Source organism: Priestia sp. FW507-14D1A, from assembly GCF_058781295.1.
Genome location: NZ_JBYSWQ010000006.1, coordinates 229,823 through 250,435, shown reverse-complemented (window position 1 = coordinate 250,435; position 20,613 = coordinate 229,823). Strand labels below are relative to the sequence as shown.

Genomic DNA, 20,613 nt, shown 5'->3' with positions numbered 1-20,613 from the left:
TCACTTTCGTCTATTTCGTCTTATTTTTACGTAAGTAGTCGGTGATGTACCAATGACGTTCCCACAGGAGTCTAATGCTTTTACTTGAAAATAGGGGCCAGCTGCCTGGACATGAATGTCTGTTTCAAATCCAGTACGAGGGCTACTAAATATCACCACTGACAATTTAAAAGGCGTTGGTCCTGCAAGTAACTGCCAAGCAACTGTTTCTGTTGAACCATTCCATGATGCGTAAGCTGTAGCTTGACCGTCATGCAATAAGTCTACCGTTATGCTAGGAGGGTAAAGTGGTAGACCTACCCACTTATTTTTAAACGCTCGATAAGAAAGATTCTGATTTGGATACCGCATATCATACAACAAATTAAATGAAGGATTTCTTTGTGTATTACCAGCATTTTTAAATTCTGAAAGGTAGGGCTCTTGCCCCCACCCAATGAGTTGATTTCCATTAGAAAGCTTTTGCGCATTTCCTTGACTTGGAACATATAAAGCTGGGTCATGATAATACGTTCGATCTACATTGGCGACCTTGTGTTTATAGTCTAAGTGAAGAATTAGACCACGCGCCTGTCCCTCAGGAGGAGAGGTTGAAGAGGCACAGCAGGCGTCATCAAACAAGCTTATCCTATTTTCGGACCTGTAGCGCGCATCATGCTGCCAAGAAAATGCAGCGTTCGGTCCAAACTTAAAATCACTTTGTTTTCCACCAAGTTGCCAAACTACCTTTCCCGTTTTTTTATCAATGTTATAAATGGCCCACATATTACGCATACTCACTAGAAGTGTATTGTTTGGCCCTTCTTCGACTGAATTTACGTGGTAGCAATCCCATATATTATTAGAACTTGTCGCGGATGAAGCAGGTACCACTGAATCAGCTGGATTAATATGTTCAAGTGCACTCCAAAAGAAGAGAAGCTCTCCCGTTTCAATATCTACTTCTTGAATAGAGTAATCATCAAAATATCCGCGTACTGGTCCACCATACTTAGATAAATCCGCAGGTACTTGTTTTACTGCCGTAAACAAAGCCGTATTCCGTTCGGTGATTGTAAACTCATGCACATCAGCTGTAAATCCTTTTTTAGCAAATAATTTTTTAATGACCTTATAATGCTGGTTGATAATTTGAAAATAAGCACCAGGTTCAGGGTCGCCTGCTGGAAGGTTTGGAGTTGCGGTTTGAGTTCCTGAAATTGTTCCTTGCCACATCGTAAGAACAGGGTTCCCGCAGTACATTTGTACTCGAAAGTCTGTGTTTTGAATATATCTACTAGCAAGTGGTCTAAACCACACTGGATTACCTGTCTGATCCATAATTAGTGCCCCAGTTTGGCCAATCATCTCTGCTTCATATACCGTATAGGGCGCAACAAATAATAGGCCTGGAGCTGTTCCGGGCTTATCAACATTAATGGTAACCTTCATGGGATGTAAATTAGGAGCCGAAACAAAATTCCATACTTGCGGGTTTGAATGATTGGTGGATGATTGTGAATTAAAATTATCCATTCCCACTCTCATCTCCTCTGAATTTTATTATTAGCACTGTCGAGCTATTAATATGTCATTTACGTCAGAATATGTACATATGTTTTAGGTTTACTTGTGTCTTTTATTTATTTTAAATGCTTGTATATAAGGGCAGATGAAATAAATGTAAAAAAAGAGCCCTTAGCAGATAAGAGCTCGTTTTTCTCGTTCATATACCTTTATATATTATCAATGCAGCAATATTTTAATCGTGTTTAAAGTTGAAAACCATGCAAAAGAAAAGCAAATTTTTGTACATATGTTATTCGTCAAGATTTAAAAAGATGACCAAGCGTTGTCTTTATGTAAGCTGAAATTTTCATCTTTTTCTTGAAAAAATTCTATAAAAGGTAAAAACTAAAGCCTATCGCAATGTAGGTACCAACAAGTAAAACACCTTCGAACCAGTTGGAATCACCGTCGTTAACAACGGTCACCGTCATGAGAGCGGCAAGGATCATCGCAATCATTTCCGCTGTATTAAATACAAGAGGCAAGAAATCATACAAGTATGAAAACAGAACGAGTATAGGAGCAACAAACATGGCCGTTTGGACGGTTGAACCAATGGAAATCTCCACCATTACGTCCATTCTGTTATTATAGGCCATTGCAATTGCTGACACGTACTCTGCAGCACTTCCCACTACGGCCACAACAATAATTCCAATAAAAACGTGACTCCAGCCTAAGGCAGCACCTACTGGCTCAATGGTGCCAACAAGTTTTTCGCTAATATAAGCTAGTACAATTGTGGCCAGTCCAAGCACAACGATTGCTTTCTTTTTTCCCCATTCTGGTTCCTCTCCATTTTCTTCTGCGTTTCCAGTAAAAATCCCCTTATGAGTGACAAGTTTAAAAAGAAGAGCAAGCAGGTAAATGGTCAGCATTACAATAGCAAAAGAAGTTGATAGAACCTGCATATCTTTATCATCCAAGCGCTTTGCAAAGATAAATGGCAATACAAAAGTTACGATAATAGCAAACATTAAGAGAGAGGTATTATGTCGTGTTTTAAACACACTAAATTTTTGCTTTTTAAATCGAATTCCTCCAACAATCATTGATATTCCGCTCGCAAAAAGTAGATTAACGAGGACTGCTCCAGTAATAGAGGAAATGACAATTGTATTTAGTCCTTTACTTAATGCAAAAAACGAAATAATAATTTCTGCAGCGTTGCCAAACGTAGCATTAAGTAATCCCCCTGCTGTTGGACCTACTACAACGCTAAGGCTTTCAGTAGAACGTCTGATGTAATTAGCCAAACTAATTAATGTCACACAGTAAATAAAGAACATGAAAATATAATTCCAATTAAAAATGCTGCCAATAATTGAAAGAGGTACACCAATAATCATAAAAATGAAAAAGACTTTATTCATATTTTCCTCCATGGTCATTTATAGATCCTATAGCAAGAAGAGAAGCTCTATATTATCTTAGCGTTTTTATTAATATAACTCTTAAGACTTTTGTTATTCACATGGAGAGTGCAACTAGCAATTAACTCGACGCATAGAAAGAGAATATACTTAATAGATGGTGTAAAGTTAAAAAAGAAAAGAATCGTACAAGATAAAGCGCTATGAACTCCTCAACATAAGCTTCAAAGTATATTGAATAGTCTGCTTTGAATAGCCAATATATATCTTCTACATGCTAAAAAGATATGAATTTTTCGAACGTCTACAATTAACGTTTGCGTTAACGTTAATTGTGGGTAATGTAGTTTATAGATTTAAAAATAATTAGAATGAAGCACCATTTAAATATGATTCAAACTGGTCATTATCATTAAAGGAGAGAGCTATCATGTATACACTTGGAGAACTATTAGAGCAAAGGGCTACACAATCTGCTGAAAAAGAGGCTTTAATTTGGAGTACATCTTTCCATACATTTAAAGAATATAATGAACGTGTCAATCAACTCGCTCATTATCTGTTAAGCCATAACATTAAAAAAGGGGATCGAATTGCAATTCTATGTCAAAATAATCATCCGTTTCCTACCATTCTGCTAGCTGCATTAAGAATTGGAGCCGTAGCGGTTCCTATTAGCTGGCAGCTGACGAAGTATGAAATTATCGATATTTTAGACAGTGCACAACCTAAAGTTATTTTCTACGACCAAAAATTTCATGAGGTTATTCCTTTTGATTCCGAACTATTAAATGACGTTATTACTTTACAAGTAGGAAGAAAAAATAGTGTGGAGACAACTGAAGAATATAATGAAATTTTTTCTGCGTATTCTATACTAAATCCAAATATAAAGGTCTCTCAAGATGACATAGCTATGCTTCTTTTTACTTCCGGAACAACTGGCAACGCAAAAGGCTGTATGATTGAGCATGGTCATGTGTATTCTTATATACAGCCATCGAGTCAACGAATAGACTATGAAGAAGATGGTCGATTTCTTGCCTCGCATCCTTTTTATCATATGAGTTCTATTAATAATATTTTGAAGTCTGTTTCCAACGGAATGGGGTTATTTCTGTTGTCAGATCCTACACCCGAAATCATTTGGGAAACGATTGAAACTCATGAGATCACGATGATGCTAGCGTTTCCTTCTATGTATATGCAAATGCTTGAAAGAGTAAAAAATGCAGAGTCAAAGAGCTCTTCACTAAAGGTTGCTATTGCAGGAGGAGCAAAAGTTCCTGCTTATCTTATTAAGGAGTATGAAGAGTTAGGCATTAGAATGATCCAAGGGTATGGAAGTACAGAAGCATGGACAGTGAGTGTATGGACACCGGATATGGGAAATGAAAAAATTGAATCGGCGGGTAAGCCTCTTTCCGGTGTAGAAGTAAAAATTATTGATCCCGAATCAGGAAAAGAAGTAAAAACAGGGGAAGTTGGAGAAATTATTATAAAAAGCCCCTATTGTTTTAAAGGCTATTGGCATAATCAAGAGGCAACTGACAAAGTGCTACGAGACGGTTGGTTCTATATGGGGGACGCTGGAAAGATAGATCAAGACGGATTTTTATATATTATGGGACGCTATAAAGATGTTATCGTATATGGCGGCGATAATATCTACCCCGATCAGGTAGAAGAAATTATTGAGCAAATGGATACGGTTATAGAAGCTGCTGTGGTAGGCGTAGAAGATCCTGTTTATGGAGAAAAACCTGTAGCTTACGTGGTAAAAGATCCTGTTTCTCCTTTAACAAAAGAAGATATTCTAAACTATTGTAGAGAACGATTGGCAAGTTACAAAGTTCCAGAAGTTTATTTTATTGATCAACTCCCTAAAAATCAGCTCGGTAAAGTATTAAAAAGAGAACTGAAATGAAGATAATTAAAGCGTGGGCTGAATGTAGTCCACGCTTTTATGATGGGAGATTATATATTTACAGCAGAAATGTTAAGTGGAAAGTCCTTTTATATCTGGATAACAAATACGAAGTGTATTCTCATACTCAGATTCGTATCCTGTAAATACCAGCTTTCTTTCGTTATTATCATAGTGAAATCCGAATTTCTTTAAATCATTCCTCAATATATCTTCATTACTTTTGGTGGAAGAAGCAATCTCCTCATAAGTAGCACCATTATTTAGCTTTTGAACAATTTCACCTATTAACAAATTACAACCTCCAGTACCATACGTTTATTCAATAATAATTTAACCTAAATAGCTGCTTTTATGAACGTTATACAGAAAGCTATTTTAGATTATTAAAATTTGCATCATGCGCTTCGTTTGTAAAGCAGTGAATTAATTATGTTTTTTCTTTTTACGATAATCAGTAAAACAATAAATTAAAAAAATCCCAATAAAAAAACCAATGAAAAGACCGATGAGACTTTCTATTGGTACATCTTTTTCTCCAGTTAATCGGCCGTAAATCGAAATTCTTCTTTTTATTATTGAATACGTCAATTAAGTGGACCTCGATATGTATAAAGGGAGAAAGAACTCTATATTTTATTTCTTTACAAGTAGATGATTTAGCCGGATTTATACAATTCCTAAAACAGTTATGATAGCCACTAAAGTTATATAGTTTTTTAAAGGAGTGATTTTTTTATGGGATTTTATGCTAAAATGATGTAAAATCAGCATAACTTTACATGTGAAAGTAACTGTTGAGTGCTAACGAATTAATACGTAATAATTGGTATCAAAAACATGATATAAAGTTTGTTTATCTACTCCAGATAATCAGTTTCCTAATTTGCAAAGGTTACTATCATATCAAGTGAAAGAGTAATAAAAGCATTCCTTAAATAAATTTCAACTAAATAGTATTGAAAACGAGTAATTTTCAATAAAACTTTTAGCTTAATAGATACTAAGAAACAGGAGAGAGAAAGATGAATTTTTTATTTGATTTCGTTAGACAATTCTCGAACGAATTAGCAAACCTGGCTGAGCGTATAGAAGATAATTTGTTTAACGAGCCCCATGCCTCATTGATACAGGCCCGTTTATATAGTGAGCACCTTGTGAAGTTAATCAGTAAGGAAGAAGAACTTGAGGAGCTATATGCCCTTAAGCATGCTGAGAGAATACATAAATTATATCGCCAAAATGCGATTGAAGAAGATATTTATCTAAAATTAGAGTGGATTCGAAAGAAGGGAAATAAAGCTGTACATGACGTGAAGGAAGTAGAGACTGCCGATGTGCTGCAGACTCATAAGTTTTTATTTGAAATAAGCGTTTGGTATATGCAGCTGTATGTGACATACGAGTTTAAAGCTCCGGCGTATAAACTTTCTATTGCCTCAGAAACAAATAACGATCAAGATAAAACACTTAAACTATATCTAGATCAAAAGATTGATGATATGAGGTTAGAGATTCAAAAACAATTTGATGATATGAGGTTAGAAAAGGAAGAAGTAAAAAATGTAGCGAGACTAAAGCTTTCCGCCACTAACGAGGCAATTCTATCTCCCATGAATGCTCATCTTCAATTTAAAAATGAAAAGATTTTTATACCTAGCGAACTAGCAGATATGCCTATCACTACGCTTCCTGTAAATGGATGTAAGTATCTATTGAGTGAGTTTTCACGTGTAGGAATTACTTCTCTAAATAAAATTAACGAGCCGATGGCTGAGCTGCATATGAAATTAAATGGTATTGGTACCCAAGGTATGGAAAAGTTTTGGGAACAAATTAATAGTATTGAAAGTGTAGTACGTATGAATATGTCAGAAACCCACGACACTGAAGTTAAAACCATTACGATAAGCGAAAAGGTTAATAAAATCTTTGATAAACATAAATTTAAATTGAATCACCCAACGAAAAAGGCTATAGAATTTGAACACAAAATTACTAAAGAGATTGTATATTTACTACCTAATAAGCTAACAACGATTGTTCTACACCCAGATACAGCTAAGGAAAAGTTTAGAATTCCTGACAAACCGAGTCACAATACGGCATTAAGAAGCTTTCCGAAAGCGATAAACAAGGGGAAAACACCAACTAATTTCGGCTACTCTTTTAAATTTCAAAGCGAAGAAGAACTAGATGATTTTTTATATAAGCTAAATAATGCATAGAGTTAGGTAGTAATATGGCTAAGCGAGTTCGCTAAACGGAAAGGGTTCTTAACCCTTTCAAAATTTTAAGGGTTTTCACCTTCCAGCTTAACTAAATAGAGATAGTTCCATTATCTTCAAGTTAGAAATATCTTATATTTTATAAAGAATACCCTAGGGAGGAGATCACTATGAAAAAAGCATTGTATTATGGAGGATGGGTAGTTGTTTGTTCGTCTCTGGTTACTTTAGTTGTTGCTATTTACTCAAGTTCATCTCCTGTGGATCAGGTACCAGCTGTACAAAAGGAAGTTTCAGAATTCGATGAAGAAAATGAATTTATATTAAATTATTAAGCCTTTGTGAAAGCTTTTTTATTGAGGTTAGATTTTAAATAGAAGAAATAAGGTGCTTAAAATAAAATGGATTTCTCTCTTTTTTTATTATCATAAATATGTTCTTGTTCCCTTCGCTCCTCCTAACCTCATTTTAAATTTATTGGGGAGCGAAAGGGACACATAGCAGATAATAAATGAAAAGACATTCTATACGTATGATGAATAAAAAAGCAACCAACTATTTGGTTGCTTTTTCCGAAAGTTAGACAAATATAATTGTATTTACCTAGTTAGTTTCACAAATTGCATTTGAAATTTCACTCTAGATTTTTAATCTCTTAAATAACCAATAATTCCACCAAAGACTCCTATCGCAAGCGAAATGGGGATAGCTGCTATTCCGCCATATGCCACTGCAAATCCTAATCCATCTCCATCTGAAGGATTGGTTATATGATTTCCTTGCATGGTCACCCAAATGAGTAGAGCGCCAACCATTACAACAAAAGAAATGATAGTAGTCAGTAAAAATGCGCTAAAAGCTTTAATCATAAATTTTCCGTCACCCTCGCAATATACACTATTTGTTATTCTTCTTATTATAGTAATGATAACCAATAAAAACCAGGGGATTTTGTTTGAGAAGTTATCGTAGTGGGAGATTGAACAGACTAAGTTACCTAATTGATTGGCAATTCGTATAAAGTTAGTGTAGAGATAAATGATTGAAAAAAATGTTTGTTAGAAAGGTTGATTGTATGGAGAAGATAAGTTACGTATCTTTATGGGTTGGTAAATTTTCGTCTATTGAAGAGCTAGAAAATTATCTTTTGATTGCTTACACAGAAGACGGAGACGCTATACCTTCACAATTCGAAAAGGACTTTAATATTGAGTACTTTGACGAAGATTTCAGTGAAGCTCACTATGAGGATGTTGAGGTTCATAAACTTTCACAATTACTAGAAGGTTGTTCGTACGATGATGTAGTTATTCCTAACTTTGTTGAAAAATACGGAGATGCCTTACCTACTAATGCTAACAGTTTGATTTTACTTTACGATTTTGAACATACAAAAAGCAGGGATGACGACGAGATTAACCGCGTTAAATATGTAGGAAGTGTTCAATATGAATAATTTAGTAAAATGTTTGTAGCTTGTTTACACAATAAATGCGTTCACTTATAAAGGTTATATTATGAGGAGGTGACGAGCTTGGAAATAGCACATTTAGTCATTATGAAGTCTGTAAAATGGGGAGTGGTTGCCAATGCAATATGTGGAGCGGCATTTGGTATTTTATATCTACTGGGAATAATCAACGTTAGCTTATAAGAATCGTAACAACTCAACATGTTGATAAAAAACACTGGATAAATAACTTTACATACGAGAAATTTATAAATTCAGCCAGCCCTAGTATTAGCCATGAACTGGTTGAATTATTTAGTTCCTAGAGGAAAGATTACGTCCACTAGATGGAGCTTTATGTGAAACCATAATTGCTTGAAAGACAATTATGGTTTCTTTTTTTGTGATATTTTCCAGTTTCTTATTTCTACATCCGTGAAGCTATATGGAAAATTACCTATAAAACATCTTTGTTTAAATACTTATTTCTCTTTTTCTGATACCATTTCCACTTTGCTTGGCCAAAAAGCAAACCTTCCTAAAACCGTCGTGATCGCAGGTACAAGGAATGGTCGCACAATAAATGTATCTAACAGAACACCTAAAGCCGTGATAATTCCGAACTGAACGAGAACTTGAATCGGCAGTGTTGCTAGAACCGCGAAGGTAGCAGCTAAAATAATTCCAGCGGATGTGATCACACCGCTTGTTTCGCTTACGCCTTCTTTAATCGCTTGCTTTAACGGCATGTGCTTCTTTTTCTGCCAGATGCTTGAGATCATAAAGATATTATAATCCTCACCAAGCGCCACTAAGAATACAAACGCGTATAAAGGGATCGCTCCTTGAATAGCATCTGCCCCCATGATGTTGTGAATGATGAGCCAGCCTAACCCTAAAGCTGCACTGTAAGACAAGATGACCGTTCCAACCAAGTAAAGCATAGCTACAATAGAACGCAAGTAAGCCAATAGCAGCAACGATATAAAAATAATGATTAGCGGGACAATGATACTGTTGTCTTTATCACTAACCGTCATCGTATCATATTGCGTCGCTGTTTGACCGCCAATCCATACTTTGGATTTCACTGTGGAAACTCCTGACTGCGATAGTGCCTTTTCTGCTGCATCTTTCAAGTCTGGAATAGCTTCCATTGCTTCTATACTATATGGATTTATATTAAACGTGACGTCATATACTTTTAAATTCTTATTACTTTTACCACTTTGAGGTGCAGAAACGGTACTAATAAGATCATTTTTCTTTAATGCTTTTTCTAGATCTATTGATTTTCCTTCCGTATCAATAACTACTTGTGCTGGCGCCAGTTCGCCAGGAGAGTATGCGTCAGAGATAACCGCAAACCCTTCACGAGAAGGCATATCTTCAGGGAAAGAAGACAATAAATCATACGTGTACTTGATTTGACTAGAATAAATGGATAAAGCTCCAAAAAAGACTAGACAAGCTACAATGATTGTCCACGGCTTAGTCGTAACCACATTACCAATCCAATTTCCAAAACGATTTTTTTCTTTTCGGTCACGCACCGGTTTTCCTTTCTTTTTCGCCAATTCTTCTTCCATTTCAGGAGTACGAGGGACGAAAGGATAAAAAGAACCTCTTCCCATAACCGAAAGCAGGGCGGGAATAAGTGTTAAACTTGCTAATCCCATAACTAGAATAGATAAGCTAAAAGGGATTGCAAAACGGTGGTAAGCACCGTATTTTGCTACAATCAAGGCCAGAAGAGAGATGACAACTGTAAATCCACTCATAGCTATAGCACCTGAAGCACCTTTAAAGGCGTTAATAAGTGCTTGTCTCTTATCTTTTACTTTGCGAAGCTCATCGCGATAATGAGAAATTAAAAATAAACAATAGTCTGTTCCTGCTCCAAATAGCAAGACCGTCATAATGGATATGGACTGCGAGTCAACCGTAATCCATTCTTTATCTGCCAAAATACCGAGAATCGGACTCAGCACCCCATAGGCAAAACCTACACCGATTAAAGGAATAATCGCTAAAATTGGGGAACGATAAATGACAAGAAGTAAAATTAAGACTAATAAAACTGTCGCGATTAGTAAGGAAACGTCTGCTCCTTCAAATAAGCTGGTTGCATCTACTTGAATTCCTACAGGTCCTGTAACACGCGTGCTTAGCTTATCTTTTGCATCGATATCTGTAGCAAAAGAATCATATGAAACCTGTTCTTTTACTTGTTTTTTAATCGTGTCTAGATTTTTTTCTAGTACATCCGTTTCAACGTTTTCTTTAAAGAAAATGGGCTGTACAAGCGTTGTACCGTCCTTCGAAATCATTTTTTGTAAAGCTGCTAATGGTAATTTGTGCAAAAGTGGAGTAGACGTTTGTTCTTCTAATGGTTTCTTTTCTAAATCTGCCGCCACTTGCTGAATAGATTTTAAGTCATCGGTATTCAAACCCGATTCTTTATGCCATGTAAGCAGGGCAGGAACCCCTGAAGAGTTAGGGAATTCTTTCTTTATGAGATTTTCAGCCTCTACGGAAGGTGAATTCTCACTTAAGTTTGGTGCATTGTTCACTTCCGTTTTATTAACGGCAGGCCAAGCAATCGTTAGAACTGCAGTTGCCAGAATCCATACGGCAATAACAACCCAACGACTCACTTTTCCAGTCATCAATCGACTGAATGTTGCTAAAGGTGATTCTTTCATTAATTCTCCCTCATTTCCAAATCTGTTTGTTTCTATTACAATATATATAGAACCTTCAATAATTATATATACCAGAAGGTTAATTAATCAACTAGTTTAAATGTGCCAATTTCTTGAACTAGAAGGAGGGCCCTTATGAATACGAATCAGACACCGAAAAAAAAGCCTGGCAGACCTAAAATAACAACTGAAAATAATATAACAAGAGATCAAATTTTAAAAACAGCTGCCCATCTCTTTATGGCATATGGATACGAAAAAGTTTCAATGGAGCAAGTGGCTGAAGCAAGCGATGTGACCAAGGCCAGCGTTTACTACTATTTTAAAAATAAAGCAACTTTGTTTACCGTTTCGGTATCAAGCATGTTTCAACGCATTACAAAACAAACGGAGAAATTATTACAAAATTCCAATGGTCTAAAACACAGATTATATGAGGTAACATTAGATCATTTAAAAAGACCGCATATTGATTTTGAAACATTATTGCAAGAAGCCACTTCTTCGCTTACAGAAGGTCATATTCATGAAATTCGTGAAGCGGAGAAAGCGATACATGAGGCATTAGAGAATGTATTCAAGCAAGCTGCAACCAGCGGAGAAATCGTCGTAGCAAGTCCCAGATTGCTTGCGCATACATTTTCCACGGTAACAATGATTCGGAACAAAAAAGAATTAATTACAGAATTAGGGGGCCCTGAAAAAACGGCTCAGGCTCTAGTGGATCTTTTTTGGGTAGGGATTAGTCCTAATTAATTTTCTTATTTCACTATAAAAACCAGCTGTAACATATTAACCAATATGTTACAGCTGGTTTTTTATTGTTCACAGGTACTTCTTGAGAAAAGGGAAAGGGCATAACAATAATAAGGTGACTTTCTAACCTATGTAAGTATGTTGACATAAACTATTTACTGACATACTGGAATTCGTATTTATGTTTATCTTAAGAGATGTTCAATTGTTGATTAGTGTTAAAAAAATGAAAATTTTATCTTTTAGAGTTTACTGCAGCATATATGGTTATTCTATTGTAAACAAAACTTTTAGCATAACAGCTTACATTTTGGAAAGGAGAAAAGCGGATGGAATCTATTTGGCTGGAATACGTATGGGCATTATTGATTCTAATCGGGTTAGAAGGATTATTATCAGCTGATAATGCTCTCGTACTAGCAGTTATAGCTAAACATTTACCCGAGGATCAGAAAAAAAGAGCGATTAATTACGGAATTCTTATGGCATTTATTTTTCGATTTGGAGCTCTTTTTGCCATTTCATTTATCGCCAACGTCTGGTGGATACAGGCCGTAGGAGCAGTTTATCTTCTGTATTTAGGTTTAAAACATGTCATTCAGGCGCGGTTTGGGAAACATAATGAGAATATTCATGATGATGATGAGAAGGAGTCTGCTGGAAAGGGGTTCTGGCCGACAGTTGGGAAAATTGCGTTAGCTGACCTTGCTTTTGCCATCGATTCTATTTTAGCTGCAGTGGCCATAGCTCTTGGACTTCCTGATTCACAGTTTGGAGAAATCGGTGGGATGGACGGAGGGCAGTTTGCAGTTGTAGTTCTTGGAGGAGTTGCAGGCCTTATCTTAATCAAGTTTGCAGCAAGCTGGTTTGTAAAACTCCTTGAAAAACGACCTGCCCTAGAAACGACAGCATATGCCATTGTTGCCTGGGTAGGTGTGAAACTTGCTGTTATTACTTTTGCACATAAAGATATCGGTGTCTTAGATCCTCATTTTCCTCATAGCACCATTTGGACCCTGATTTTCTATGGAGTCTTAGTTGGTATCGCGCTATTGGGTTGGTTTGCACCGGGCAATAAGTCATCAGAAAAATCATCAGCCTAGAAGGTAATTGAGTGTAATGCGCACCCTGAATTTACTAATCACCCTTACTCTTTCCGTCCAAATGGATCCTCATTTCAGCATTTAAAAGGATGTTTAGATTCTATAGAAAATTGAGTTTTGTGGTTTCAAGCGTAACCATCAAGTGCGTTAATCCAAAGCCGGGTTAACGCACTTTTTAATTGAAATGGTGGCGCAAACGAACTTGGTTATTTTATTTATTATTTTTGTTCTTTTTACGATAATCAGTAAAGCAGGAAATTAAGAAAATCCCAATAAAAAAACCGATGAAAAGACCGATAAGACTTTCTATTTGAACATCTTTTTCTCCAATTATTTGACCGTAAATTACCCTGAATATAACACCAACAAAAGAGAGAATAACAGCCGTGATGGTAATACGTAAAAAATTAATAAAATCACACCTTTTTACAAAATGTATTACCCAATTTTGAACGATTAAAAAGGGAAAGACTTACAATTTAAGGTTCATTGAAGGGCTACATATTACACCTAAAGGGATTTATTCTGCAACACAATGGAAGGTCAATTGCAAAAACAGGTGATTATTTTTGTTAGTTTTAATATTCCTGTTTCTTTTTCTAAAATTTTTAAAAAATAATGAATACTTGTTTAAATGGAAATGATTTGGGAATATAATTCACAAGTCAAAAAAATGACAAGGAGGATGCAAACATGGCAAAGGGACTAGCTATGCACGAAACGCTAGAAGTTCATGAAATCTTAACGCTTAAAACATCATGTGTAACAAAAGGAACAGCGATGTTGGAATTGGTAGAGGATGAGGAATTAAAAAAAATTCTTGAAGAAGATGTTCAAACATCTACTGAAGCGATTAAAGAATTGAAAAAAATCTTAAAGAAAGCTCAATAAATAGGAGGGGTAGAAAAATGGCCACTAAAAGTACTCTTACTAAAACGTTAGACGATCTTGCTATTGCGACCGATTTATTATTATCAGCTAAGAATGGTGTACGAACATATGCTGTAGCGCTTACGGAAACAGCGACACCCGAAGTACGAAAGGTATTAAAAAAGCAATTAGATAAAGCTATTGAGCTTCATGAAAAGATTGCTCAATATATGATTGATAATGAGATGTATCATGCCTATGATGTAGAAGAACAAGTAAATCACGATTTAAAAAAGGCAGATAAAGCGTTAGATTTAGCGAAAGGTTAACTAAAATTCCCCCTCTATTGTCAGAGGGGGAATTTTTTCAAGGTTACATAAAAAGTTCTCTTTCCATATTTCTAAAAAGGAAAAGAAGTCTATATTTTATTCTCTTAGAAGTAGATAATTTACCCCATTTTATACAATATTTAGATGATTTTTTATAGTCTTTTATCCCATATCCGAATAAATTGGTTTTAATTGGCTGCTGAAGGATACACCTATTAGTAGAACGACATATTCTATGGGGATAGAGGAGGAGAAAATAGTGAAGGAAATTAAAGTAGCAGAAAATAGTGGTCAGGCAAATAAGTTTATTGAAGAGCTTTTCGCTAACGGGTTTAGTAAAAGTGAAATTTATTTATTGACTTATAATAAAGAGCGCTCGGAATATTTAACAAATACAACAAATACAAAAGAATATCGAGGTTCTGAACAAGGAGTTTTTGAATCTGCAGTTAATAAGTTATTTTCTCGTGAAGATGAACTTCATTCTAAAATGGCCTCGTTAGGTTTAACCCAAGAAGAAGCTAAACAGTGTGTCGGTGAAATGAAACAAGAACGTATAATCATTATTGCAAAAAAAGATGTGTAATGGTTTTTCCTTGCAATAACTTTCGAAGAAACTAAGTGATCGAGAAGTATTAGTAAATCATACTAGCATGTTGCTTTATATATAATATTTGTTCTTCTGTACGAAGGGTTTATGAATCGGAAAGATACTGAACGAAAAGTATATTACTTGAGTCGTTTACTACTCTCATATGGAGGTGAAAGGGTAATGATTCAATTTTTGGGTATCCACATAGGGACGTTATACTTTCCTACAAGTATCCTTCTAATTACTTTATTAGTTTTAGTAGGTTTTATTATCTATTTTCTTAGTAGAAGAAAAAGAAATAGAGATCAAACGATTCATTCAAATGAGAATAGGGTAAAGGGCAAAAGAGGAAAAGACAAAACTCTGTAAATGATCTAAAAGAAGAATTAATATATTTGGTCATCAAAAAGAATTCTCGTTTGAAGTGAAAAAAAATCATCCTAATCCTACAGTTCCTGATACAGCCTTACACCATGATTTAACTCGTAAGAAAGTATGATTTAAATAAATGCAGAGAGGGCCCTTGAATTCATTTCTAAGGGCTGTTTTTATTTTTGTTCTGTAAAGGACAGACGACCTTTTAATCTTCTATTTTCTTACTATTTCTTATTTATAACTTCAAAGGAAACTTTATTATCATTTTTTAAGATCTTAAACAAGCAATTGAACCCTTGATAAATTGGAAATAGTAGTCTAACCTTCATATTAAGGAGTGAAAATTATGAATGAAAACATTTCAGGTATTGATTATCAGGAAGTCATTGAATATGCGTTAGATCCACTCATTATTCATTCAAATCATAAGATTATATATGTTAACCACGCGGCTGAACATTTTTTTAGAGGAAAAAGGGAAGATATCATAGGTGCAAGTCCTTTAGATATATTTCAAGAAACATCTAAAGCAGCAATAAGGAAAAGAATCCAATCTGCTTATGAACGTCCAGCAGAGCTCATTGAGGAAACCATATTTAGAATGGACGGCACAACTGTTAATGTTGAATTATATTGTCATCCCTTGCTGCTGGGAGATAAAAAAGTAATCCAAACCTATGTGAGAGATATTACGGTAAAAAAAGAGAGTGAAACAAGACAAAAAGAAATAATAAAGCAAATAAATGAACTGTCTACAACCCTTGTTCCTCTTTTAGAGGGAATCGCTGTACTTCCCTTAGTAGGATCCATAGATGAGGAAAGAGCAAACCAACTTTTAATGGCTGTTCCAGTAAAAGTGCAGACACAAAATATAAATTGTTTAATTATAGACTTTTCTGGTATTTATACATTGGATTCAATTGTAACGGAGCATCTGTTTAAAATTAATAGCGTTATGTCACTACTTGGAGTGCAATGTATCTTAACAGGATTAAGACCAGAATTATCTCGCGCTGCTGTACAGCTAGGTATTAACTTAGCTTCTACCCCGACAATGGCTACTGTAAAAAATGCACTTCATTTTTTAGGAATTACTTCTAGTAAATAACCTGTAAAATGAAAATAACCAAAGCAACTTTTACAATTTTAAAGATACATATTATATGAATCTTTAGGTGGTGCTAAACCTTTTAGAGGGATTTTTTAATTAAAGGAATAGTGGCATGATCTGTACGTTTTCGTGCTGTTTTAAATATCTTTAGGTGAGTTTTTTAAATTAGATTTGTATCCTGTATACATTAGAAAAACAAAAAAGAAACTCCTGAACATATACCAGGAGTTTCTTTTGTTTAAAATAATATATTGTGCAATTGCACGTTTGTTAAATAAAAGATAGAAGAATCATTGAATCGCTTTCTTCAGTTTAAGATCTTGTATAAAGCTTCAGAAGCGTTATCTATATCATAATCGTTATAATTTAAGGTTTTTTGATCCGTAAGTGTAGTGATTTGAAAAATCTTAGATGTTTTACAATACGACAGTTCCAGTACTTGAGGAATGGTATGAGTAATAGCGCTATCCTCATATTGAATCAGAGTATAAAGCGTTTTTTTTATTTCAAGTATATTCATAAAAGTACCTCTTTCCATTATAAGGAAACCCAGGGTACAAAGAGACCATATAATTTTAATTTATGTTCTTACTCTATTGTAACATATGAACGCATAGAAAAATACCTGTCGATAACAGACAGTATGGTAACTGCAATTGTAAATTCTATACACTTCTAATTCTACTAGCTGGTCAGTTAAAAAGGTGACTATCAACAGAACATGTTCTTCTTATAATAGAATTACTAATAGAATTACCTTGAATAGATTCAGTAATAAAAAAGAGTAGATTATTAATCTACTTTATTGCTTTATAAACAACTGGTGAAGAAAGCTTAATCAATGTAGACGGCTCTCCAAAAGCCATAGATTCATCAATAAATGCTTCAAGAGATTGAACAGAATTAGTTAAAACTTTTACTAGATAGTTGTATTGGCCTGCCAAACGATGACATTCGATAACTTCAGGGTGTTCTTTACAATATTCTATGAATTGCTTACATTTTGTATTGCTATATAAAATAAAAGCTGTTACAGGTTTATTAAAATTTTCAGGATTAATTATTGCTCTATATCCATCTATTATGTTTTTTTCTTCAAGTTTTTTTACTCTTTCATTAACAGCAGGGGTAGATAAGCCAACCAGCTTTCCCAACTGTGTAACGGACAAACGAGCATTCTCTTGTAGATATAGTAATATATTTCGATCAATTTCATCCATAAAACATACCCCGCTTTAAATTATAAATTAAAATAATGAATTTTCCGTCAATATTAAAGCTATTAACTAGTAATACAATAAAATAGATATGTGAAAATAGAAATTTATACAATACAATTTAATTATATCAAAAGGAGGGATTTAATGGCTTTAGAAATGAGAAATACATGCGAAAAGTGCAATAAGAAACTCCATAATAGCTCTGTCGCTTATATCTGTACTCATGAATGTACATTCTGTGATAAATGTAGTGAAAACGCGATGTATATTTGTCCTAACTGTGGAGGAGAACTAGTTAAAAGACCAAGGGGCAAAGAACATTCGTTAAGTTGCTCACTGAGCTTGTCATAAATTTAGAGACAACACTGTATAGATAGTGCAGTCAAAACAGCTACGATCAATGGAGTGGGCATTCAACAGCGAACCATAACAGGTTTAAGTACGGAACAAATTATAAAGCATCATAGTGAAAGTTTACATGGTCATTACAATGTTGGACACTTTTCAATTGTCAGAAATGCAGAAGAAGACTTGTTTTGTCCGACACATTATTCTTATAGGTAACTAATTGCACGAAGACAAAGATTTTTAGAGTACTGAAAATCGAATTCAGTAATCGATTGATTTATAGATGAAACAGAAGGTAATAGTACATAACTAAAATAAAGCCCTAAAAGTGTTTAATTGACGGTTCTTAGGGCTTTGTTTCTGCTAATCATTGTGTTTCAATCGTTTTTTATTAAGCAGGAAAGCCTCCTGTTGGCGGTGGCCATGCTCCGTTTAACCTTCTCATAATGACAATTTCACCTAGATGATAGCTGTTGTGAGAAGCAATATTACGCAGTAATCCCCCTGGGGTTTCACTTGGCCAAGCATCCAGAGGTTCTTCGATTGCTAATGTATCAGCTAAGTGACATGCTTCGTCAATTCCATTACAAAAATGCTGGATTGTCTTTTTCCATTCTTCCTCATCAAACGGAGCAGGGTGTTCAGGCCAGCTTTCACTTACACTTTTCGGTCTTTCAGGGTTTTCTCCTTTAGCAAGGGCAAGTAAAAAGTCTTGCCAATAGCTCATATGCTTCACTAATTGATAAATAGAATAAGGTAATTCCTCTTGTTTATGTGAAGCAAGCTCTATATTAATATCAGTTATTGCGTTAATCGTCGGAAGATGGCCTCTTTCACCTCGCAGTGATTTGATAAGCGCATCACGAAATGCTGTATTCGTTTGTGTCATGTTTTTTTCAGCCTTTCTTTTTCAAAGTATTAAGCTTGTAACAGTCTAACACAAATCAGTTTAATATATGTACTTCTGTGATTAACGACTTACTACAACAAAGCCACTAAAACAATTAGTATCAATCACAATTTTTTGTTTGTAAGTCACCTTTATATGAAGAAATATGGTTTAATATAAAATATATAGAAATAAGTAGAAAAAGGTACCCTTTATGGAAAGTAAAAAAGATTATGTGATTTTGAGAAAGACGATAACAACTCTTTCTACAAGCTTTATTTTAGCTTACCTTTTGACAATAACAGGTCTGATTCAACAGCTAACTGACGGAGAAGAACTATCGTATCATACTGGAAATGACATGGTAGGGTGGTTCCTTGTATATCTTTTTTATGTAGGGGACGTTATTGCTATATATGGAAATTTTGTCTCAGTTATACTGGACGCTATTCGAAAGAAATGGCTTCCCAACATGAGGTGGCTATTTGTCTTCTTCCACGGCATATTAGGCTTAATTAACGGTTTGTTTTTTCAAGATACACATTTGGCTTATTACGGGATGGCAGCCGCTATGTTATATGCATGTATAGATTGGTGGGTAGAAAGAAGAATTGACAGGGAAAAAAGTACAAAGGTATTGCTAATTATACCTCTTATTCTTTCACTTCTCAGTTGGAGTATATTAGAAGCGCTATCACCTAGCCTTCCGCCATTTACGAAAGAAGATGCCATAGAGTTTGCGACAAGTGGTGAAGGAACAGATATTGATTTATTTCCTGCTAAAGTTGGAACATGGAAAGGAGCTTTTGGAGGGTATCAAATCGAAAGAAAAACTCGTGCTAAAAAATTAAATAAAGAGTTTTATCTAGTGACGTTTGAAGAAAACTGGACTAAAGGTAAACAAAAAGGACGCTATGTAATGTCTTATAAAGTAGATCGCAGCAGTGTCTCAGGGGATGGCGGAAGTGGCACAACACCTCCTTATTATGAAAAGGTATTAGAACAATAAAATAGTGAAAATTAAGTTTATGGATAAAGGAGCTTTGATCTATGTCTAAGATTTCTCTAGCAGAGGCTGTGAAATTGAAAAGTGTATTATCAAAACGAATACATGAATTAGAAGAAGAGATGGACCGAGTTGCATTTGTAGAGATCGAAAAAGGGGAGAAGATTCCTCCTCAGGCTAGATCACTATCTGATGTTGAACAGGATTTAGAGGACATTCGAAAGGATTTGCGTCTACTTGATAAATTAATGTATCAAGCCAATATTCAAAATAATATTACTTATAATGAACACAAACTAACAATTGTAGAAGCGATTGAATATGCCACTCAATTACGTGCTAAAGCAAGAAAATATAAGGAGTTTGGTTCATCATCTAAAGAAGAATATCCTTACTACGGAGAAGGGGTATCCATTATTAAAGTGGCTACATTTGATCCTGAAGAATATCGTCTAAGAGGGCTAGAGGTTGAAAAGAAAGCAAATAGATTATCAAATTTAATTAACGCTAAAAACTATCAAATAGAGTTAGAGTTTGATGGAGATAAATATTTTTAACCCTTGAAGAGGTGAGACTCCCTTCAAGGCATAGAAGGAGAATGTTTAGTGTACTCAAAGTACTATTGTGATGGCAAGTGATAAAACCAATAATCCAATGACCCATTACACTGTTACTATTTACCAATAACCAACTATAGCAATGGACGGTCGATGACCAATACCTCCTTGTTTTTAACTCCTTCTATGGTGCCCTTACTTGTAAGTTAAGTAAGGGCCTTATTTA

General features: G+C 34.9%; 21 protein-coding genes and 1 pseudogene. 14 read left to right on the top strand and 8 right to left on the bottom strand.

What is annotated here, in order from left to right; genetic code table 11:
• Both AC3WJG_RS20730 and cax read right to left on the bottom strand, forming a co-directional pair.
• Complete coding sequence (locus tag AC3WJG_RS20730; RefSeq protein ID WP_253352619.1) at positions 1–1,515, bottom strand: arylsulfotransferase family protein; 1,515 nt, start codon at positions 1,513–1,515, stop codon at positions 1–3.
• A gap of 362 nt (positions 1,516–1,877) precedes the next feature.
• Positions 1,878–2,921, bottom strand: a complete 1,044-nt coding sequence (cax, locus tag AC3WJG_RS20725; protein ID WP_102813299.1) for a calcium/proton exchanger — start codon at positions 2,919–2,921, stop codon at positions 1,878–1,880.
• A 430-nt stretch (positions 2,922–3,351) separates the two neighbouring features.
• Here cax and AC3WJG_RS20720 point away from each other — a divergent pair, with 430 nt between their 5' ends.
• Positions 3,352–4,848 (top strand): class I adenylate-forming enzyme family protein, encoded by a 1,497-nt coding sequence (locus AC3WJG_RS20720; protein ID WP_335571060.1) that lies wholly within the window; start codon positions 3,352–3,354, stop codon positions 4,846–4,848.
• 72 nt (positions 4,849–4,920) lie between these two features.
• Here the strand turns inward: AC3WJG_RS20720 and AC3WJG_RS20715 are convergent, their stop codons facing one another.
• The gene (locus AC3WJG_RS20715) at positions 4,921–5,142 is read right to left on the bottom strand and encodes a hypothetical protein (RefSeq protein ID WP_098248860.1); all 222 of its coding nucleotides are present in this window, start codon (positions 5,140–5,142) and stop codon (positions 4,921–4,923) included.
• Between the two features lie 731 nt (positions 5,143–5,873).
• Between AC3WJG_RS20715 and AC3WJG_RS20710 the strand changes: the two genes are divergently transcribed.
• Positions 5,874–7,076, top strand: coding sequence for a DUF4145 domain-containing protein (locus AC3WJG_RS20710; RefSeq protein ID WP_337133345.1), 1,203 nt, complete (start codon positions 5,874–5,876; stop codon positions 7,074–7,076).
• Positions 7,077–7,246: 170 nt separating this feature from the next.
• Positions 7,247–7,411: a hypothetical protein gene (locus AC3WJG_RS20705; protein ID WP_335571095.1), complete on the top strand. Its 165-nt coding sequence runs from the start codon at positions 7,247–7,249 to the stop codon at positions 7,409–7,411.
• 312 nt (positions 7,412–7,723) lie between these two features.
• Here AC3WJG_RS20705 and AC3WJG_RS20700 read toward each other — a convergent pair whose 3' ends face one another.
• A complete protein-coding gene (locus AC3WJG_RS20700; protein ID WP_028410011.1) occupies positions 7,724–7,945 on the bottom strand; it encodes a hypothetical protein in 222 nt (73 codons plus the stop codon).
• 206 nt (positions 7,946–8,151) lie between these two features.
• Here AC3WJG_RS20700 and AC3WJG_RS20695 point away from each other — a divergent pair, with 206 nt between their 5' ends.
• Positions 8,152–8,532, top strand: a complete 381-nt coding sequence (locus AC3WJG_RS20695) for an immunity 22 family protein (protein ID WP_098332615.1) — start codon at positions 8,152–8,154, stop codon at positions 8,530–8,532.
• Positions 8,533–9,008: 476 nt separating this feature from the next.
• On the opposite strand, the gene AC3WJG_RS20690 is transcribed toward AC3WJG_RS20695, so the two are convergent.
• Positions 9,009–11,231 carry an MMPL family transporter gene (locus tag AC3WJG_RS20690; RefSeq protein ID WP_337133344.1) on the bottom strand — a complete coding sequence of 741 codons (2,223 nt, stop codon included), beginning with the start codon at positions 11,229–11,231 and terminating at the stop codon, positions 9,009–9,011.
• Positions 11,232–11,366: 135 nt separating this feature from the next.
• Between AC3WJG_RS20690 and AC3WJG_RS20685 the strand changes: the two genes are divergently transcribed.
• The 6 genes from AC3WJG_RS20685 (at position 11,367) to AC3WJG_RS20660 (ending at position 16,364) form a co-directional block, all read left to right on the top strand.
• Positions 11,367–11,987, top strand: coding sequence for a TetR/AcrR family transcriptional regulator (locus AC3WJG_RS20685; RefSeq protein WP_098525854.1), 621 nt, complete (start codon positions 11,367–11,369; stop codon positions 11,985–11,987).
• Between the two features lie 329 nt (positions 11,988–12,316).
• Entirely contained in the window at positions 12,317–13,090 is a 774-nt protein-coding gene (locus AC3WJG_RS20680; RefSeq protein ID WP_016766363.1) for a TerC family protein, read from the top strand.
• Positions 13,091–13,783: 693 nt separating this feature from the next.
• Positions 13,784–13,981, top strand: coding sequence for a hypothetical protein (locus AC3WJG_RS20675; RefSeq protein WP_016766364.1), 198 nt, complete (start codon positions 13,784–13,786; stop codon positions 13,979–13,981).
• A gap of 17 nt (positions 13,982–13,998) precedes the next feature.
• Positions 13,999–14,289 carry a spore coat protein gene (locus AC3WJG_RS20670; RefSeq protein ID WP_013056394.1) on the top strand — a complete coding sequence of 97 codons (291 nt, stop codon included), beginning with the start codon at positions 13,999–14,001 and terminating at the stop codon, positions 14,287–14,289.
• A gap of 259 nt (positions 14,290–14,548) precedes the next feature.
• On the top strand, positions 14,549–14,875 hold the full coding sequence (locus tag AC3WJG_RS20665; RefSeq protein ID WP_028410015.1) for a YflT domain-containing protein: 327 nt from the start codon (positions 14,549–14,551) through the stop codon (positions 14,873–14,875).
• 727 nt (positions 14,876–15,602) lie between these two features.
• A complete protein-coding gene (locus AC3WJG_RS20660; protein WP_225049663.1) occupies positions 15,603–16,364 on the top strand; it encodes a PAS domain S-box protein in 762 nt (253 codons plus the stop codon).
• Positions 16,365–16,674: 310 nt separating this feature from the next.
• Here AC3WJG_RS20660 and AC3WJG_RS20655 read toward each other — a convergent pair whose 3' ends face one another.
• On the bottom strand, positions 16,675–16,887 hold the full coding sequence (locus tag AC3WJG_RS20655) for a hypothetical protein (RefSeq protein ID WP_016766369.1): 213 nt from the start codon (positions 16,885–16,887) through the stop codon (positions 16,675–16,677).
• Positions 16,888–17,164: 277 nt separating this feature from the next.
• Positions 17,165–17,587, bottom strand: a complete 423-nt coding sequence (locus AC3WJG_RS20650) for an Lrp/AsnC family transcriptional regulator (RefSeq protein WP_334036035.1) — start codon at positions 17,585–17,587, stop codon at positions 17,165–17,167.
• Positions 17,588–17,731: 144 nt separating this feature from the next.
• Between AC3WJG_RS20650 and AC3WJG_RS20645 the strand changes: the two genes are divergently transcribed.
• Positions 17,732–17,938: a DUF1272 domain-containing protein gene (locus AC3WJG_RS20645; RefSeq protein WP_081085204.1), complete on the top strand. Its 207-nt coding sequence runs from the start codon at positions 17,732–17,734 to the stop codon at positions 17,936–17,938.
• A gap of 9 nt (positions 17,939–17,947) precedes the next feature.
• Positions 17,948–18,151 (top strand): annotated as a pseudogene (locus AC3WJG_RS20640) (cysteine hydrolase); the annotation flags it as partial.
• A gap of 175 nt (positions 18,152–18,326) precedes the next feature.
• Here AC3WJG_RS20640 and AC3WJG_RS20635 read toward each other — a convergent pair.
• Positions 18,327–18,824, bottom strand: coding sequence for a DinB family protein (locus tag AC3WJG_RS20635; RefSeq protein ID WP_328239986.1), 498 nt, complete (start codon positions 18,822–18,824; stop codon positions 18,327–18,329).
• A gap of 214 nt (positions 18,825–19,038) precedes the next feature.
• Between AC3WJG_RS20635 and AC3WJG_RS20630 the strand changes: the two genes are divergently transcribed.
• Positions 19,039–19,833: a hypothetical protein gene (locus tag AC3WJG_RS20630; RefSeq protein ID WP_492588548.1), complete on the top strand. Its 795-nt coding sequence runs from the start codon at positions 19,039–19,041 to the stop codon at positions 19,831–19,833.
• Between the two features lie 41 nt (positions 19,834–19,874).
• Complete coding sequence (locus AC3WJG_RS20625) at positions 19,875–20,387, top strand: DIP1984 family protein (RefSeq protein WP_016766374.1); 513 nt, start codon at positions 19,875–19,877, stop codon at positions 20,385–20,387.
• Positions 20,388–20,613: the final 226 nt, after the last annotated feature.